The 16,501-nt window shown below is 58.1% G+C and carries 17 protein-coding genes and 1 tRNA gene; 8 read left to right on the plus strand and 10 right to left on the minus strand.

Going from position 1 to position 16,501, the window contains the following annotated elements:
• Positions 1–35: 35 nt before the first annotated feature.
• From PKC29_07845 to PKC29_07855, 3 genes are all read right to left on the minus strand, one after another.
• Positions 36–419: a helix-turn-helix domain-containing protein gene (locus PKC29_07845; GenBank protein ID HML95329.1), complete on the minus strand. Its 384-nt coding sequence runs from the start codon at positions 417–419 to the stop codon at positions 36–38.
• Positions 420–592: 173 nt separating this feature from the next.
• A tRNA-Cys gene (locus tag PKC29_07850) sits at positions 593–667 on the minus strand.
• Positions 668–785: 118 nt separating this feature from the next.
• A complete protein-coding gene (locus PKC29_07855) occupies positions 786–1,577 on the minus strand; it encodes a PhzF family phenazine biosynthesis protein (GenBank protein HML95330.1) in 792 nt (263 codons plus the stop codon).
• A 410-nt stretch (positions 1,578–1,987) separates the two neighbouring features.
• Between PKC29_07855 and panB the strand changes: the two genes are divergently transcribed.
• The 7 genes from panB (at position 1,988) to PKC29_07890 (ending at position 7,959) form a co-directional block, all read left to right on the plus strand.
• On the plus strand, positions 1,988–2,788 hold the full coding sequence (gene panB, locus PKC29_07860) for a 3-methyl-2-oxobutanoate hydroxymethyltransferase (GenBank protein HML95331.1): 801 nt from the start codon (positions 1,988–1,990) through the stop codon (positions 2,786–2,788).
• Between the two features lie 10 nt (positions 2,789–2,798).
• A complete protein-coding gene (gene panC, locus PKC29_07865; protein ID HML95332.1) occupies positions 2,799–3,638 on the plus strand; it encodes a pantoate--beta-alanine ligase in 840 nt (279 codons plus the stop codon).
• A gap of 23 nt (positions 3,639–3,661) precedes the next feature.
• Positions 3,662–4,051 (plus strand): aspartate 1-decarboxylase, encoded by a 390-nt coding sequence (locus PKC29_07870; protein ID HML95333.1) that lies wholly within the window; start codon positions 3,662–3,664, stop codon positions 4,049–4,051.
• Positions 4,052–4,346: 295 nt separating this feature from the next.
• A complete protein-coding gene (locus PKC29_07875) occupies positions 4,347–5,120 on the plus strand; it encodes a phosphocholine cytidylyltransferase family protein (GenBank protein ID HML95334.1) in 774 nt (257 codons plus the stop codon).
• A 4-nt stretch (positions 5,121–5,124) separates the two neighbouring features.
• Entirely contained in the window at positions 5,125–6,453 is a 1,329-nt protein-coding gene (locus PKC29_07880) for a CDP-alcohol phosphatidyltransferase family protein (GenBank protein ID HML95335.1), read from the plus strand.
• Between the two features lie 24 nt (positions 6,454–6,477).
• On the plus strand, positions 6,478–7,269 hold the full coding sequence (locus PKC29_07885) for an aspartyl/asparaginyl beta-hydroxylase domain-containing protein (GenBank protein HML95336.1): 792 nt from the start codon (positions 6,478–6,480) through the stop codon (positions 7,267–7,269).
• 288 nt (positions 7,270–7,557) lie between these two features.
• Positions 7,558–7,959, plus strand: a complete 402-nt coding sequence (locus tag PKC29_07890; protein ID HML95337.1) for a TraR/DksA C4-type zinc finger protein — start codon at positions 7,558–7,560, stop codon at positions 7,957–7,959.
• A 260-nt stretch (positions 7,960–8,219) separates the two neighbouring features.
• On the opposite strand, the gene mtnA is transcribed toward PKC29_07890, so the two are convergent.
• Both mtnA and PKC29_07900 read right to left on the minus strand, forming a co-directional pair.
• Positions 8,220–9,257: an S-methyl-5-thioribose-1-phosphate isomerase gene (gene mtnA, locus PKC29_07895; protein HML95338.1), complete on the minus strand. Its 1,038-nt coding sequence runs from the start codon at positions 9,255–9,257 to the stop codon at positions 8,220–8,222.
• A gap of 65 nt (positions 9,258–9,322) precedes the next feature.
• Positions 9,323–10,231, minus strand: coding sequence for a 50S ribosomal protein L11 methyltransferase (locus PKC29_07900; protein HML95339.1), 909 nt, complete (start codon positions 10,229–10,231; stop codon positions 9,323–9,325).
• A 133-nt stretch (positions 10,232–10,364) separates the two neighbouring features.
• On the opposite strand from PKC29_07900, the gene dksA reads away from it, so the two are divergent.
• The gene (dksA, locus tag PKC29_07905; GenBank protein ID HML95340.1) at positions 10,365–10,727 is read left to right on the plus strand and encodes an RNA polymerase-binding protein DksA; all 363 of its coding nucleotides are present in this window, start codon (positions 10,365–10,367) and stop codon (positions 10,725–10,727) included.
• Between the two features lie 30 nt (positions 10,728–10,757).
• Here dksA and PKC29_07910 read toward each other — a convergent pair whose 3' ends face one another.
• From PKC29_07910 to PKC29_07930, 5 genes are all read right to left on the minus strand, one after another.
• Complete coding sequence (locus PKC29_07910; protein HML95341.1) at positions 10,758–11,216, minus strand: nuclear transport factor 2 family protein; 459 nt, start codon at positions 11,214–11,216, stop codon at positions 10,758–10,760.
• Positions 11,216–12,049 carry an outer membrane protein assembly factor BamD gene (locus PKC29_07915; GenBank protein ID HML95342.1) on the minus strand — a complete coding sequence of 278 codons (834 nt, stop codon included), beginning with the start codon at positions 12,047–12,049 and terminating at the stop codon, positions 11,216–11,218. Before PKC29_07915 ends, PKC29_07910 begins: the two co-directional genes overlap by 1 nt.
• A 291-nt stretch (positions 12,050–12,340) precedes the next feature.
• A complete protein-coding gene (locus PKC29_07920) occupies positions 12,341–14,068 on the minus strand; it encodes a S8 family serine peptidase (GenBank protein ID HML95343.1) in 1,728 nt (575 codons plus the stop codon).
• 258 nt (positions 14,069–14,326) lie between these two features.
• Positions 14,327–15,382 (minus strand): alanine dehydrogenase, encoded by a 1,056-nt coding sequence (gene ald, locus PKC29_07925; protein ID HML95344.1) that lies wholly within the window; start codon positions 15,380–15,382, stop codon positions 14,327–14,329.
• Positions 15,383–15,473: 91 nt separating this feature from the next.
• Positions 15,474–16,409, minus strand: a complete 936-nt coding sequence (locus PKC29_07930; protein ID HML95345.1) for a class I SAM-dependent methyltransferase — start codon at positions 16,407–16,409, stop codon at positions 15,474–15,476.
• Positions 16,410–16,501: the final 92 nt, after the last annotated feature.

Below are 16,501 nucleotides of genomic sequence, written 5' to 3' on the forward strand. Positions count from 1 at the left end.
TTATTCTATCCCGGAGAATTCCTGCCCCGAATTACTTAACATCTACAATTGCGAGCCGCAGGCGAAGCAATCCCGTTTTTTGCGTATCCGGCTTTCGCGTTCTCAATTACACGGCGAAGCTCTCTTGAAACGAAAAAGTTATACGAGCGGCCCGGAACGGACTCCATCCGTATGAGACCGCGCTCTACGAGATTCCTGACCGCCTTGCGCGCAGTGTTCTCCGATTTAAACCCGCAGTCCCTGCAGATCCTCTCGACGGACGGGAACGACCGCCCCTCCCTGTCGGCGCGGCGCATGAAATATATGAGGACGAGCTTTTCGTTCGCCGTAAGCTCCAGGTCGAATACGAGGTCGGGCACCTGGAAATATCCCCCACCCTTCTGAAGCAGGCCCCCTTCGGGCCCTGAATGACTGTTCAAATCAAATGCAATCCCCGGCCGCCCACGCGCGCGCCGGGCATATCCCCCTTCCTCTTATCCTCCAGCGTCCGGCGCTTGGGACGAATACAGCCGCGCCTCTGCGCCTATATTCAGAGGTTAAACCAGCGAGGGGTTTTGCTCAATGGGGGAATTTACTTTCGAGGGGGGAATTTTGGAGGCGGCGCCCGGATTCGAACCGGGGCATTGCGGTTTTGCAGACCGCTGCCTTACCACTTGGCTACGCCGCCCTTTTATTCGGACTGTAAATTATGAATAACATTTCGTGTTTTTCAAGCGCGGGCGAGGACGAACCCTCCGAAAGCCCTCCCCGCGCGCGTATTTTTCTCCGCTTCTCATTGCCCGCCGTCACACATATAGCTGCCCTTTCAGGACAGTCACCGCCGCACCCGTGAGTATAGCCCTCTCGCCCTCTATGCGGACGTTCACGACACCCCCGCGCGGGGACGCCTGGTACGCCCGGAGCTCGGGCCTTCCGAGCTTCTTCGTCCAGTAAACCCCCATGCAGCAGTGCGCCGCGCCCGTGACGGGGTCCTCGTCTATCCCCGAGCCGGGGGCGAACGCGCGGGCGACGTAATCGTACCCGGGCGACGACGCTGCGCTCGTCACCATCATCCCCGTGACTGGGATCGTCCTAAGGAGCACGAAGTCCGGCGCAAGATTCCTGACCACGTCCTCCGACTCCGCCTCGACGATATACCCGAAAACCCCCTTGCCGCAGTAGAGCGGCTCCAGGCCGAATGCGTCGATAAGCGCCTTCGGTGCTTCGACCTCGACGGGCGGATCGGCCGGGAGGTCTATGGACAAAAGCCCGCTGTCTTTTCTAGCCGTGAGGTCTCCGCTCAGCGTATGAAAAACAGCCGTCTCGTTTGGGGCCATGTATCCGGCCTCCCACAGGACGTGCGCGCTCGCGAGCGTCGCGTGCCCGCAGAGCCTGACCTCCGTCGTCGGCGTGAACCACCTCAGGCGAAACCCGCCGTCTTCCTTATATAGAAACGCCGTCTCCGAAAGGTTCATCTCCGCCGCGACCCCCTGCATCCACCCCTCGTCCGCCGGCGAGGTCATAATGCACACGGCCGCCGGGTTCCCCGAAAACGGCTTGTCGGTAAAGGCGTCTACGTGATATATATCGAGATTCATCTTCCATGCACCTCGGGGCTGAATTCGGCCTCGTTCCCCGGCCCGGCCGCATCGCCGGGAAATCCGGCCTTCTCTCGTGCGATTGCCGCTTTTTACGCCCGTTATCTTGGGGTTTTCGCCGGTATAACGTAAGCTTATAAATGTAAGCATACACGAAGAGCCGAATTGGAAAACATTTGACAATTCGGATTATTTCTTTATTTTAATAGGGCTCTCGCAATTAAAGCCCTACGCGGAAGCGAACGCTGTGCCGCCTGGATCCTGATTTTCGGGACCGGGACGGAGGAGAATTTGAAAAGAGACAGCCGGGACGGAACGATGTCCGTACCCCACAATAAAATGACTACTACGAAAGCCGGTGGAGACGTTTTTCGCTCTCTGTCCGGCTTTTTTTGTTTCAGGCGGGGATCATGAAGAAAAAAACGGTTCCGATGTTCAGGCGGATGAAGGAAGACGGCGTCAAGATCGTGATGGTAACGGCCTACGACGCATCTACCGCACGCATGCTCGACGAGGCCGGCGTGGATATGATCCTCGTCGGCGATTCGGTCGCCAACGTCATGCAGGGGCATTCTACGACGCTCCCCGTGACGATGGACGAGATGCTCTACCACACGAAGATAGTGTCACGGGGCGTCCGAACGGCCCACCTCTGCGCCGATATGCCCTTCATGTCGTTCCAGGCGTCCAAGGAAGAGGCGGTGCGTAACGCGGGCAGGTTCATAAAGGAATCCGGCGCGGAATCGGTAAAGTTCGAGGTTACGGAAGACCTCCTCGATACCGTCTACGCCGTCCACGGCGCTGGCATACCCGTCGTCGGCCACATCGGCCTCCGCCCGCAGGCCGTCCTCGAAATGGGCGGCTATGTCGTCCAGGGGAGGGGCGAGGAGGAAGGCAAAAAGCTCGTCCGGCTCGCAAAGGCCGTCGAAAGCGCGGGCGCGTTCTGCATACTGATGGAAACCGTGCCGCAGTCCGTCGCCAAGGAGATAACCGACGCCGTCAAGGTGCCGACGATAGGCATAGGCGCCGGGCCGGGGTGCGACGGGCAGGTGCTCGTCGTAAACGACCTCCTCGGGCTATCGCCCGAGCCGCTGCCGAAATTCGTGAAAAAGTATGCCAACCTGAGGGAAGTCGTGGACAGCTCCACGCGTAAATTCATAGACGAGGTCAGGAGAGGGATTTTCCCGTCGAGCGAACACTCCTATGACTGAGAGCACGCGAATGGTGGTCGTAAAAGGCGTAGACGAGATGAAGGCCGTTTCCCGCGCCCTCCGGAAGGACGGGAAGACGATAGCGTTCGTCCCGACGATGGGGGCTCTCCACGAGGGGCACCTCACTCTAATGGCCGAGGGCAAAAAGCGCGCGGACGTGCTCGTCGCCAGCGTCTTCGTCAACCCCGCGCAGTTCGGCCCCGGCGAAGATTACAAAAAATACACGAGAGACACCGAGGGCGACCTCGACAAGATGCGGCGCATAGGCGTTGACGTCGCTTTCTTCCCCGAACCGGGCGAGATATACCCGCCGGGCTTCCAGACGTACGTAGAAGTGACGGAGCTTGAGAAGCCCCTCTGCGGGGCCTCGCGCCCGGGCCACTTCAGGGGCGTTGCCACTGTCGTGCTGAAGCTATTCAATATAGTAAGGCCCGACGCCGCACTCTTCGGCAAAAAGGACTACCAGCAGCTACAGGTTATCAAAAGAATGGTCAGGGACCTCGACCTCGACGTCGAGATAGTCGGCATGCCTGTCGTAAGGGAAGCCTCGGGCCTCGCCATGAGCTCGCGGAACGCCTATCTCTCGGAAGAACAGAGGACGAGGGCCGGCGCGCTCTCCAGGGCGCTCGGAGAGATAAAAAGGAAATTCGACGGCGGGGAAAGAAACGCCGCGGCGCTCCTCGAATCCGGAAGGCGGGTTCTCACGGACTCGTCCGCCGGGGACATAGATTATCTCGAAATAAGAAACGGAGATACGCTCGAAGAGGTGAAGCTCGCTTCGCCGGGCGACGTCGCCGCGCTGGCCGTAAAGGTGGGCCGTGCAAGGCTTATAGACAACATAGAGCTTTAATTTCCACAGGGGAGGTTATAGTAATGCAGAGAACGCTTTTGAAGTCCAAGATCCACAGGGTCACGGTCAGGGAGGCCGACCTCGAATACGAGGGCAGCATCACAATAGACAGGGATCTCATGGACGCGGCCGATATGAACGAATATGAGCAGGTCCACATATTCAACGTGACTAACGGCCACAGGTTCGTAACCTACGTCATAGAGGGCGGGCGCGGCTCGGGCGACATATGCGTTAACGGCGCGGCGGCCCACCTGGCGAAAAAAGGCGACATCCTCATCGTCGCGAGCTTTTCGGCCTACAACGAGGCCGAGTGCATGGTGCACAGCCCCAGGCTCGTTTACGTGGACGGCGCGAACAAGATCACGAAGATAAAGCCGGCCGTGGACAGGCTCCAGGTTGCCGGGAGCTGAGCATTTGCGAAGAAACCCGGAAACACAGGCATATACAACTTCTCCGGGGGCCTTTTTGAATCCCCCGGGCCGGGAATATCGTATAAGCATCGATATTGTTGAATCAAAAAAATTTGAATTGACCTGAAGCTTAACCGTATAAATTACATCAAAAATATTGACAGACGCTGTTATGGAGGTTATAAATGTTAGCTATAAAGGAGGAGAAAGGATACGTGAGTTGTATTCGACGCATCCTTCTATAATCACTTCTAGCTGACATCAAATTCGAGCCTTCTGAAGTGGAGAACATACTATGAAAGCCGTCATACTTGCAGCCGGTAGAGGCAAAAGGCTTTATCCCTATACAAAATACATTCCGAAGTGCCTCCTTGATATCGGCGGCGAAACCATCCTTGAGCACCAGATAAATCACATCAGGGACTGCGGCATTGACGAGGTCGTCATAGTCGTCGGGTTCGGATTCGAAAAAGTCGAAAATTTCTTAAGGAATTACGATGGGTTGGGCATGAGGATAAAGACCCTCTACAACCCTTTTTACCAGACGACGAACAGCCTCATCTCTCTCTGGATAGCGCGCGGAGAGATGGACGACGATATAGTGGTCATGAACGGGGACGACGTCTTCGAAATAGACGTCCTGGAGCAGGCTCTCCGCATGCGTGACGAGAAGATATGCCTTCCCATCAAGCGCAAGTCCAGCTACGAAGACGAGGACATGAAGGTCGTCATAAAAGAAACCAAAATCGTGGATATAAGCAAAACGCTCACAAACCGCGCGTCCGCCGAATCCGTGGGCGTAAGGGTGTTCAGGGACACGGGCGTCGAGCTCATGAAAAGGGCCATAGAGGAAGAAATGAGGACCGTCGGGGCCGAAAACAAGTGGTACATATCGGCCATACACAGGCTCATCAAAAAGGGATACAAGGTTAAATCCCTCGATATTAACGATCTTTTCTGGATGGACGTCGATTACCCGAGCGATCTCTTCAAAGCCAGGTTCAATTCAAACAAATTCATCAAGAAATCCTATCAGGAAAGGGTCCTCCGAGTTGTAGAAACAAGCTGACACAATGGACCATGCAATACTCGTAGCCGCCGGCACCGGTATAGAAGGAGAAAATCTGAGCGCTTGCGGAGAGACGGAGTTCGGCTCTCTGCCCCAAATCAAGCGGCTGGTCATAACCGCGCAGCGGGCCGGCATCAGGTATTTCACCATCATCACCGACAGGCCCGACACCCCGCTTAAGGGGCTCCTCGCCGGCGACAAGCGCATCGACAGCAGCATAAGCTGGCACACTCTCGGCGCGGATATCACACTCGGCGACTCCCCATCGCTCATCATACAATCGAACCTCATCACCACCCCGAAGGCGCTCTCCAATTTCATGGAGGAAGAGCCCGCCCCTGGCGAGATATCCGTCCTCGTGGACGAATCGAAGGACGCGTGGATAAAGGCGAGCGGCGACGAGGTCACCGACCTCTATTCGAGCGGCGGCAGGGCCGTGGGGGCGTTCATGGCCCAGGGCAGGCTCCTCGAAAAGTCGATCATGGACTCCATGTCCATAGGCACATTCGTCAAAGAGCACATAAGCAGGGAAAAGGTCAAGTTCCGTAAATTCAGCGACAGCTACTGGATGAGGCTCTCTTCCAACGACAAGGATTCCGCGAAGAAGGCGGAAGAGCTGATATTCCGCTACGTTGGCAAAACCGCGACGGGCTGGCTCGCGAGGGTGGTGAACAGCAAAATATCGCTCCCCACGAGCAAGCTTCTCGTCAAAACCCCCCTCACTCCCAACATGATAAGCGTCCTGATAAACGTCATCGGCGCTCTCTGCGGGGTATTTTACGCAATCGGGCATCCGGTGATCGGCGCCCTCTGCATGCAGGCCGCCACCATACTCGACAGGTGCGACGGGGAAATAGCCCGGGTCAAGTTAATGGAAACTAAAAAGGGGCAATGGGTGGACACCATCTCGGACCAGGTTACGGTGCTTTCGTTCATTCTCGGCGTCCCCATAGGCTACTATTCCCTCACACATAACCCGATAGCCCTCGTTCTGGGGGGTATAAACCTCTCTATTTTTATATTTTTTGTAATATGGTCCTTTTACTTCCTGAAGAAATATACGGACTCCGGAAGCCTCGTCACCTATTTCGAAGTGGACAAGCTCGTGGAGAAGAGCAAGACTTCGACGGTACGCAAAGTGATAAAATTCTTCCGCCCGGTCAGCAGGCGGAACGTCTACTCCCTCGCTTTTCTCTGCTTTGCAATAGTAAGCGGCTACCCGCTCGTCCTTGGATTTACCACGGCCGGCCTCATACTGTTTTTCATCCATCAACTGGAAGATATAATTAAATTGCGTAAAATTAATCCAGAGAGCAGCAATCTCTTAAAATAACACCTTGCGGGAAGGAAGCTCACCATGGAAGAGAAGAAAAATGGAACAGACGCCCCGAAGAACGGGCAGAACGGCCCCTCCGTAGCCGACTACGAGGTCAAGGAGTACATGCCGGGCCTGATGACCACAGTGATCAAGATGGTCGAAAAGACGAACGTGGCGTTCGCGAAAAAAGGCAATCTACCGATTTATCCCAAATCGACATTCCCCTGGGTAGCCGAGGTTGAAAAAGACTGGAAGAAGATAAGGGCCGAGCTCGACAAGGTCATGGAAAGAAGGGACGACCTCCCGAATTTCCACGACATCATGGACGAGGTAAGGACCATAACCAGCGACAACATGTGGAAGACGTTCTTCCTCGCCGGGTACGGCCTCGAAAGCGACGAGAATTCCAGGCGATGCCCCGACACCATCGAAATCCTGAAGCGGATTCCGGGCATGAAGACGGCGTTTTTCTCGATTCTCGCGCCGAAAAAGCACATCCCGGCGCACAGGGGGCCCTACAACGGCGTTCTCCGCTATCATCTGGGGCTCATAGTGCCCGAGCCGAAGGAAATGTGCAGGATTCGAATCGAAGACAAGATAACGCACTGGGACGAAGGGGACAGCATCGTATTCGACGACACGTTCGAGCACGAGGTATGGAACGACACAGACGGGTTCAGGGCCGTCCTTTTCGTGGACTTCGTCCGCCCGGTCATGTTCCCGTTCAACCTTTTTAACGAATTCCTGATTAACGCCGCGTCCTTCGCGCCCCTCATAAAAGAGGCCGAGGTCAGGCACAAGAAGTGGGAAAAAGACTTTTATAAACAGTAGGCGTACGAGCGCCTTCCGGCCGCGGCCGCCGCGCCCGGAAGGCCGCACCGCCGCTTTTTAAGCGTATGTCCTCCCATCCCCCGATGCCGCGGGAAAATTACACCTTGACAAACCCGCCAATGTCCTTATCTTAATAGTCCTTCGGAGTCAGCTTTATCAAGAGAGCAAAGGCAATTACAATGGCCCGATCGATTGACGGCGTCCGCCGCGCGGACGCCTCGAAACGGCACGGACAGAACGTATCCGAAGCCGTATCACCACTAAACGATTGAGGAGACCCCCCCGAGTATGGCGACCAGCAAAAAGGCAGCAGAAGCTAAAAAGAAACCCGCGGCGAAGAAGCCCAGGACTGATTGGCGCGAGGAGATAAGGCTCATGCTACTCCAGATGAGAAAGGAGCTCCTCCAGGACGTCTCACAGTCGATGCGGGCCGAATCCGACCACCTCAAGTTCGACATAGGCGACTTTTACGACCACGCCTCGACCGACAGGGACAGGGAGCTTGCGCTCATGCTTGCCGACCGCGAAAGGGAGAAGCTCACCCTCGTGGACGACGCCCTCAAGAGGATAGAGAACGGCACGTACGGCATCTGCGAATCCTGCGAGGAAGAGATAGACAGGGAAAGGCTCGCGGCCATGCCGTTCACGAAGCTCTGTCTCTCCTGCCAGGAAGACCTCGAAAGACAGTAACGGCGGCCCGCAAGGGTGCCCGCGTGATTTAGACCGGCGCGCCGGGCGCTGCGCGGCGGCGGAGCTTTATCCGCACGAGGTTTCAGAGCGCGGCGCGTACAGGACCCGTTTACCGCGCGGAACCGCACGGTAAACCGTGGGGCGCAGGCTCCGGTTAAGGCCCTCGCCGGGGCGTAAGACACTGCCCGGCCGGGAGACGTTTAGCGAGGTATCGAGAGCCGCGCCGCGTAAGCCCGGCACGTCGTCCGCTGTAAAGGGAATTACCGCTTTCCGAGTCCTTCGAGGCTCCCCTCGTACGGGTCCCCGGCGACGCCCGCTTCCGTGATTATGGCTGTCACGTTCTCGTGCGGCGTAACGTCGAATGCCGGATTGAACACCTTTACGCCGGCGGCCACTCTCTTCCCCGAAACGTGCGTCACCTCGTCGGGGCTCCTTTCCTCGATTGGTATCCCCCCGCCGTCCGCGCATTCGTAATCCACGGTCGAGATAGGCGCGGCGACGTAAAAGGGAATCCCGTGCGTCTTCGCCAGGACTGATATCGTGTACGTCCCTATCTTGTTGGCGACGTCGCCGTTACGGGCTATCCTGTCGGCCCCGACTACGACGGCGTCCACCATGCCGCTACGCATCACGTGCCCGGCCATGTTGTCCGTTATCAGCGTTACGGGTATGCCGTCCCTGTCGAGCTCCCACGCCGTGAGCCTCGCGCCCTGGAGGAACGGCCTCGTCTCGGTGGCGATTACCTTTATATCCTTCCCCGCCTCCCGCGCCGCGCGTATTACGCCCAGCGCCGTGCCGTAGCCGCCCGTCGCCAGAGCGCCCGCGTTACAGTGGGTCATGACGACGGAGCCCTCTTTTATGAGCCCCGCGCCCCACTCGCCTATGTCCATGCACGTCCGTACGTCCTCGTCGAGCACGCGGACCGCCTCCTCGGCGAGACGCGATTTCATTTCGGCGACGCTCCCCGCCTCGCCCTCGACGAGATTCCCCATCCTCTTTATCGCCCAGGCGAGGTTGACGGCCGTCGGCCTCGTCGCGAGAAGAACGGCCGAGATCTCCTTCAGCCGCGACTTGAACACGCCCCTGTCCCGGGTCTCTATGCCCTGCGCACCGAGGGCGACGCCCATCGCGGCCGCCACCCCTATCGCCGGGGCCCCGCGTATGACCATCCTCTTTATGGCGTCCGCCACGTCCTCGTACGTCAGGCACTCGACGTACGCCTCCTCGTCCGGGAGCCTCGTCTGGTCTATCATCACGACGCGGCCGTCTTTCCACTCTATCGTTTTAAATGAAGACATTTTTTCCACCTTATTATTAGAATACCGGCTATAAAATCAGGCCCCGTTCACGCCGTAACTACGTATTACGCCCCGGCGTCGCGGTGCAGCGCCAGCTCCAGTGCGACCCACTCGCCGTCCACGTGCTCCGCCGAAAGCGTGAACCCGGCCTTCAGCATGCCCTCGACGGCCTCGCCCCTTCTCATCGCAGGGATGCCCGAAAGGACGAGCGTCCCCCCCGGGGCGAGCCGCTTTTTGAACTCCTCGCGCATGAGGAATATGGGCTCCAGGTACACGTTGGCCACGATGAGGTCGTACTCCCCGGTGACGCTCTGAATGTATCCGCAGAAGAGCTTCACCTTCCCCGCGACGGAGTTCCTTTCCGCGTTCTTTACGGATTCCTTCATCGCGACAGGGTCCGTGTCGAAGGCCGTTACGTCGGGGACCCCGAGCTTCGAAGCCGTTATGGCCAGTATGCCGCTCCCGCAGCCGACGTCGAGCATCCTTTTCACACGCCCGCCCTCGTGATGACGCTCTATAGCCGCTATGCAAAGGCGCGTCGTCTCGTGGTGCCCCGTCCCGAACGCAAGCGAAGGGTTTATCTCCACGACTACCTCGCCGCCCCCGGGCTCGTGCTCCTCCCACGGCGGGACCACGACGACCCTCTTCCCCGCCCTCACCTTCCCGAGGAGCGTCTTCCAGACCTCCCAGCTCGTCCTGTCGAGGAGCTCCGCCCGGACGGGCCCCACCTCGGCCCCGGGAATCGTCTCGAGGACGAAGGCTATGAACCCCCTTAGATCCTCCATTAGCGAGGAGAGATCCGTATCCATCGGGAAGTACGACGACAGCTCGTACCCGCCTCCGGGCTTTATGTCCTCGGCCACGCCGAGCGAGCCCGCGCCCAAAAGAAAATCGGACAGGAGCTCCACGGCGTTTTCCGTCGTTTCGAACGTTAGCTGCGACACCTTGAGCAGTTCGGGATTCTCGTGCGGCATGAATATAAAAACCTCTCATAATCATAACCAATTATTCAGGAACTTCTAACCCTCGGCCCGGCGGCGTATCCCCTTCGCGCGCGGCGAAACCCGCGCTTTGCACCTTATGCTTCAGGTGCTATAATTTTCCCCTATGAATGACGAGAAGCTCAAGCATTTCAGACAGGTTCTACAAAGTAAAATCGACGGCCTGATGGGCACGGCCGAAGACACGGTAACGGAGATGAGCGAAGGGGACGGCACCTTCCCCGACCCCCTCGACAGGGCGCTTTCGGAATCGAGCAGGACCATAGAGCTCAGAAAACGCGACAGGGAGCGAAAGCTCATTCAAAAGATACAAAAGGCTATTCAAAGAACCGAAGACGGTACGTACGGCATTTGCGAGGTATGCGGCGAAGAGATAACCGAGGACAGGCTCGAGGTGCGTCCTGAAACGACGCTCTGCATAAGCTGTAAGGAAGAGCAGGAAGAAGTGGAAAAGCAGTTCGGGATGTAACGGTTACGGCGCGGGCGGCGCCGGGTTCGTCTACTGCCCGCCGAAGACGTAGCCCGTAAAGAAATCGGCGTCCGACTCTTCAACTATAAGCCACTTTCCATCTATCTTCGCCAGAGAAATCCTTTCTATAATCCTGAACTTGCTCTTGCTGCCTTCTATCGAGGCATCGACGTACGTCTTCTGGACGACGTGCGCCTTCTTGCCGTCGGAGGTAATCGTCCTGTCGGCGTTCCTTACGGAGAGCTTGTCGAAGAGATCGACGTTTATCCTGAAATTCTTTTCGACCTCTTCCGGCCCGACGGTCTTCCCCTTCTTTTCCTGCTCGTAATCCGGGGAGACGAGCGTCATGTAGAGCGCGGCGTCCTTGGTCTCGAACGCCTTCGTGCGGGCGTCGAGGACGCGGTCTATCTCCTTGTCCCCGCCGCCTCCGCAGGATACGGCCGCGACGAAGAGGATGGAAAGAAATACGATAAGGCGTGAACGGAGCATTATCCTGGCTGCGCTGCGGGCTCTGCGTTTTCTTCGGGCGGCGGCGTGGTCTTGCCCTGTATGTCGCTCAGAAGCGAGCTCGCCTTGCCGGAATACTTCTCGTTGGGGAATTTCTGGACGAGCGTGTTGAGGGTCTCGCGCGCAAGCTCGTACTTCTCGTCCCTGGCGTAGGCCCTTCCGAGGAGCCAGAGCGCTTCCTGGTACTTGTCGGTGTCGCTGTAATCGTTTACCACTATGCTGTACCTGCCCGCGGCCGCCTTGTAGTTGTCCCTTTTCGAGTAGAAGTTGCCGATATATATCTCCCTTCTGGCGAGCCTGTTCCTGCAGCGGTGTATGTTCTCCATTGCCTGCGGGACATCGGGTGCGTCGGGGTACTTTTCGACGAATGTATTAAACCACTGCAGCGCCATTCTCGTATTCGTGGGGTCGCGGTCGATGCTCTTTATTTCCTTGTAATACGACATCCCGACCTGGAACGTTGCATACGGCGCTTCGGCGTTGCCCGGATGGCGCTTTAAGAATTCCTCGTATTCTATCGCTGCCTGCTCGTAATCGCCCCGCTTGTAGAAGGTGTCCGCCGTTCTCACCTCGGCGAGGGCGGCGTACGGGCTGTACGTGTACCTGAGCTGAATCTCCTTCAGGTATGCGAGGATGAGGTCGTAATCCCTTCCCCTGAATATCCAGGGGAAGCCTCCCTTGTCCGCGTTTAGCTCCTCGACGGCCGTGTCGTAAAGCTCCTGGTCGGACATATCCCTCGGGACCTTCAGAGTACCGCAATTGACCACGAAGAGGAGAGAAATGGTCAACGTCAGAAGGGCAATGGTTTTCGTCATGAAGTCCTATAGTATTTTGATAAAAATATCGGTGTCAAGTATATACGGAAACAGCCCGGATGTTAAACGGTGACCGCACGACGGAACGAGCCGCGCTTGACGGCCCGGGACGGGGAATAAACGGGGCGCAGCGGCCGTGGGAATCCCGGCCCGCGTATCCTCCGCACCCCCCGCCGGGAGAGGCGTCCGGATATTATTTATGTATGCCGCCGCCCGTTCGAGACGGCCCGTCTTTATATTAACGCGAGCCCGGCCCGCCGCTCCGGGAGTATGGCCGGGATTACCGCAGCGTCAGAACCTGCCGTACGGGTTCCTCGACGAGGGCATCCGTCCCCTGGACGGAGGGGCCGACCCCCCACCTCCACCGCCGCCGCGTCCGCCCCTGCTGACCGACCTCTGTATCGTCTGCCTGACGCGGTTCGTTATCTGGCAGGAGCCGCCCGACTCGGAATAAGCCTGTATGTAAAGCGTCCGCCCGGACGAGGTCCTCGAAAGGCTCACGCTCAAGGAGGCGTTGCCCGACCCGTCCGCGACCGCTGTCCCAAGGCCCGCGGGCCTCGAAAGATCGAGCGATTTCCCCCTGCATGCGCCGCTCGTTATAGCCGTTCTGCCGGCTGCCGTCGAATAGTTGAACCTGACCCTGGCCCCCGGGGGAACCCCCGTGACGTTTATCGTGTTGGGTACGCCCGCCGCGCCCGGGTCGAGAGGCGACAGGGCGGCGTTGCCCGAAGAAGGAGCCGGCGGCGACGTCGGCGCCGCGGTCGGGGCCGGTGTCGGCTGCGGAGAGCCCCCGCCTGACACGAGCGTCACTGCAAAATCCGCATTCACCCTGCCCTCCCCGAAGTAATTCGAGGGTCCGATATTTTCCGCCGTATCCTTGAGAATCTCCTCGACCTCCGCATTGGTCAGCGACATGTCCGCCGACCATACGAGCCCCGCGATGCCGCTTACGATCGGGGAAGAGAAGGAAGTCCCCGACCAGTACGTGTAAAAGCTCCCGGGCGTGCCCGACGTCCCTATGGCGTTGTAGATGCTGACGCCGGGGGCCGCGAGGTCGATAAAGCTCCCGTAGCTGGAGAACGACGCCTTCACGTCCCCGTTGGTGGTCGCCGATACGGCGATTACGTTATCGGCCGACGCCGGGCACTGCCTTAGACTGTTCCCGCTGTTGCCGGCCGACGCCACTATAAGGATACCGCTCTGCCATGCAAGGTTTATCGCGTCCTGCTCCGCCCTGGTCGGCCCGGAAGAATTGCATTCCCGTCCGAGGCTCAGGTTTACGATCACCCTTTTCGAAGGATTCCGAAGCGCGTACTCGCGCACGAACATCATCCCCTGCACCATGTCCGTGACTGTGCCGCCCCCGCCGTCCGTGAGCACCTTTACGGGAAGCACGCGGCAGTTCCAGCACACGCCGGCCACGCCGACGCGCTCGTTCGTCGCGGCGGCGGCCGTTCCGGCGACGCCGGTTCCGTGGCCGTGCCCGTCCTCGGTATTCGCGCTGCAGTTTTCCTCGTTGGGCATGCCCACCACGTTACACCCCGGAAGGAGCTTCGTCCCGAGGTCGTCGTGAGACGATTCCACGCCGGTGTCGAGAACGGCTATTACGACGTTCGAGCTGCCCTTCGTTTTATCCCACGCCCCGGGCGCGGCTATCTTGCCAAGATACGACTGGCGGCTGTAGCCCGGGTCGTTGGGTGTCGCATCCGCCCAAACATAGTAGTTCTTCTCCACGTACTCTACGTCGGGGGCGCTCCTGAGCTCGGCTTCGAGCGCTTCGAGAGAACCCCCCGAGCGCGTCTTCAAAACGACCATTCCGAGCTCTCTCCACGACCGCTTGACGGTAGCGCGGTCCATGCCCCGTATGCCTCTGGTAGAAATATCCGTCCCGCTGTCTTTCATCTTGACGATGAGCTCGTCCGGAACATAGCCCCCTTCGGCCGATGAGACCCTCGTAAAAGACACGGACAAAATAAGAAGCAGGCCCGGAATTACAAACCACCGTGATTTGAGTGACATTAATATCCTCCATTAGAACCGGTGAGACGGAGCTACGCCGGCGCCTTTCTTGCCCTATATATTAAAATAACTATTCTCGTTTTAAAATAGTGCAATGTTCGTGCCATTTTACAGAGGTATAAAAGCAATGTATTTACAGATGATTAGCGGCGTCGCCGATGGCGAATACTTCAATCGGCTTACAAATATCGCGGTGCTGAGACAATATGCGTCATATCTGTCCAAAAATTGCACACGGTGAAAGTTAGAATCGAGGCCTCAGGAGAGTGCGATCCTGAGCTCGCCGGCGTCTATATTTATCCCCTTTCGGAGCGCGGGGGTGTCGTCCGCCCCGCCGTCCGCGGCGAGGACGACGTAAGGCAGTATGGCATTCGAAAGGGCGTACGTGGACGTACGCGACACGAGCGCCGGCATGTTCGTCACGCAGTAATGCGTCACACCGTGCCTCACGTACACGGGTGCGTCGTGTGTCGTCGGTTTGCTCGTCTCCGAGCACCCGCCCTGGTCTATCGCGACGTCTACGAATACGCTACCCGGCTCCATCCCCGCGATCATTTCCTTCGTTATAACCTTCGGCGCCCTGAGGCCCGTGACGAGCACCGCGCCGACGACGAGGTCAGACGCGGCAAGGGATTCGGAAACGACGTCGGGGTAAGACGGCAGCGTCCTGACGTTGCCGCCGAACTCCGCGTAGAAGAATTCGAGCTTCTCCGGCTTGTTGTCGATGACGGTGACCTCGGCCCCGAGCCCGACGGCGGAAAGAACCGCCGCTAGCCCGACGACCCCGCCCCCTATGACAGTAACCCTCCCGCTCCTGACGCCCGCCGCGCCGCTGAGGAGCACGCCCTTCCCTCCCTTCGATTTCTGGAGAAAATGCACCCCGACCTGCACCGAAAGCCTCCCGGCGACCTTGCTCATCGGGGCGAGGAGAGGGAGCGACCCGTCTTCGAGCTCGACGGTCTCGAAGGCGACGGCGCGGCACCCGGTCTTCTTGAGCGCCGTGACGAGCCCCGGCGCGGCCGCGAGGTGAAGGTAGGAAAATATGACGTGGCGCTCTTTTATTAACGGATATTCGGAGGGAAGCGGCTCTTTCACTTTTACTATCAGCTCGGACTTTTGGAAGAGCTCCTTCCCGGTGGCTACTATACGCGCGCCGGCTTCGGTGTATGCAGCGTCCGCTATCCCGCTCCCCGCTCCCGCGCCCTTCTCGACGTAGACTTCATGCCCCCGCCCCGCGAGCACGTGCACGGCATCCGGCGTAAGCGCCACCCTGTACTCCTGGATCTTTCTCTCTTTCGGAATCCCTATATTCATGGGAATCAGATAATAGCACCTTGAGCCCGCGTTTTAAAATAACGCCCCCGGGACCCGGGGCAATTTACCGGGCGCGCCGGCCCGCAGGGCATCAGTGCGGCTTCTCCGCTATGATCCAGCTGTCGATCGTACACACGGCATGCTCCGATTTGTGCTTGTATTTTTCGGCCAGCCTGATCTCGCCGCGCTTATACAGGTCCACAACGCCGGGATGCTCGTAATGGTACGATGACACGATGCCCAGTCCCGCCAGCCGGAACAATTCCTCCATGTCGTCCACGCGGAGCCTGTTCATGTACATGAAATGGTTGTGAACGATCCTGTCCCACTCGCCGTCCTCGTAGCCGAGGAAGTTGACGAAATGAATCGATTTATCGTGGTGCGCGAAATGGTCCGAGAAATCCACCCTGTGAACGAACAGGCCGTCGTCGCGAATAACCCTTGCGCCCTCGACGAGTATCGAGGCTATAACTTCGGGTGGTATATGCTCGAACACGTTATACGATGTGAGATAATCGACCGTCTTTTCGGGCAGATCGAGCCTCGAAGCGTCCATCGGGGCCATGTACTCGACGTGGAACAGTTCGAGCAGCTCGGCCTGGCCCGGGTCCCTGCCGGCCGTGTCCATGAGGAGCGAGAACCTGTCCTCGACCATCCGGTCCCCGAACAGCGCCCTTATCTCACCCTCGTTCCGGCTTATGTATCTAAGGTCGTCCCTTACGAGCTCGGGCTTTAGATATGGGTTTAAATCGACCGTTATTATTCTCTCCGCGCCGAGCAGCCAGAGCGCGATCGGGGTATTTATCCTCCAGCCCGTCCCGATCTCGAGAATAGAGCTGTCCCGGACGCTTCTGCCCGAAGCCTCTATCATCTCGCTGGTCTTTATACCCGCCTTCAATCCGATAACCGGGTTCACGTTACGGAGCGATCCGTAATGACGCTGAATCCAGTAGTAAATATTGTAGGCGAACGCCTGCGGCAATATAGAAACGGCGTTCTGAATCTTCGCTTTCGTTTTCCAGCCCATATATTCGGCTTCATCCCGGATAGCCCTACGAATTGCTACCGAGCCGACCGGGACGTCTTATAATTTTACTCGCGACGTATGAAAAACTAAAT

It is taken from the genome of Thermodesulfobacteriota bacterium (assembly GCA_035325995.1).
Lineage (GTDB): Bacteria > Desulfobacterota_D > UBA1144 > Nemesobacterales > UBA2774 > JADLGH01.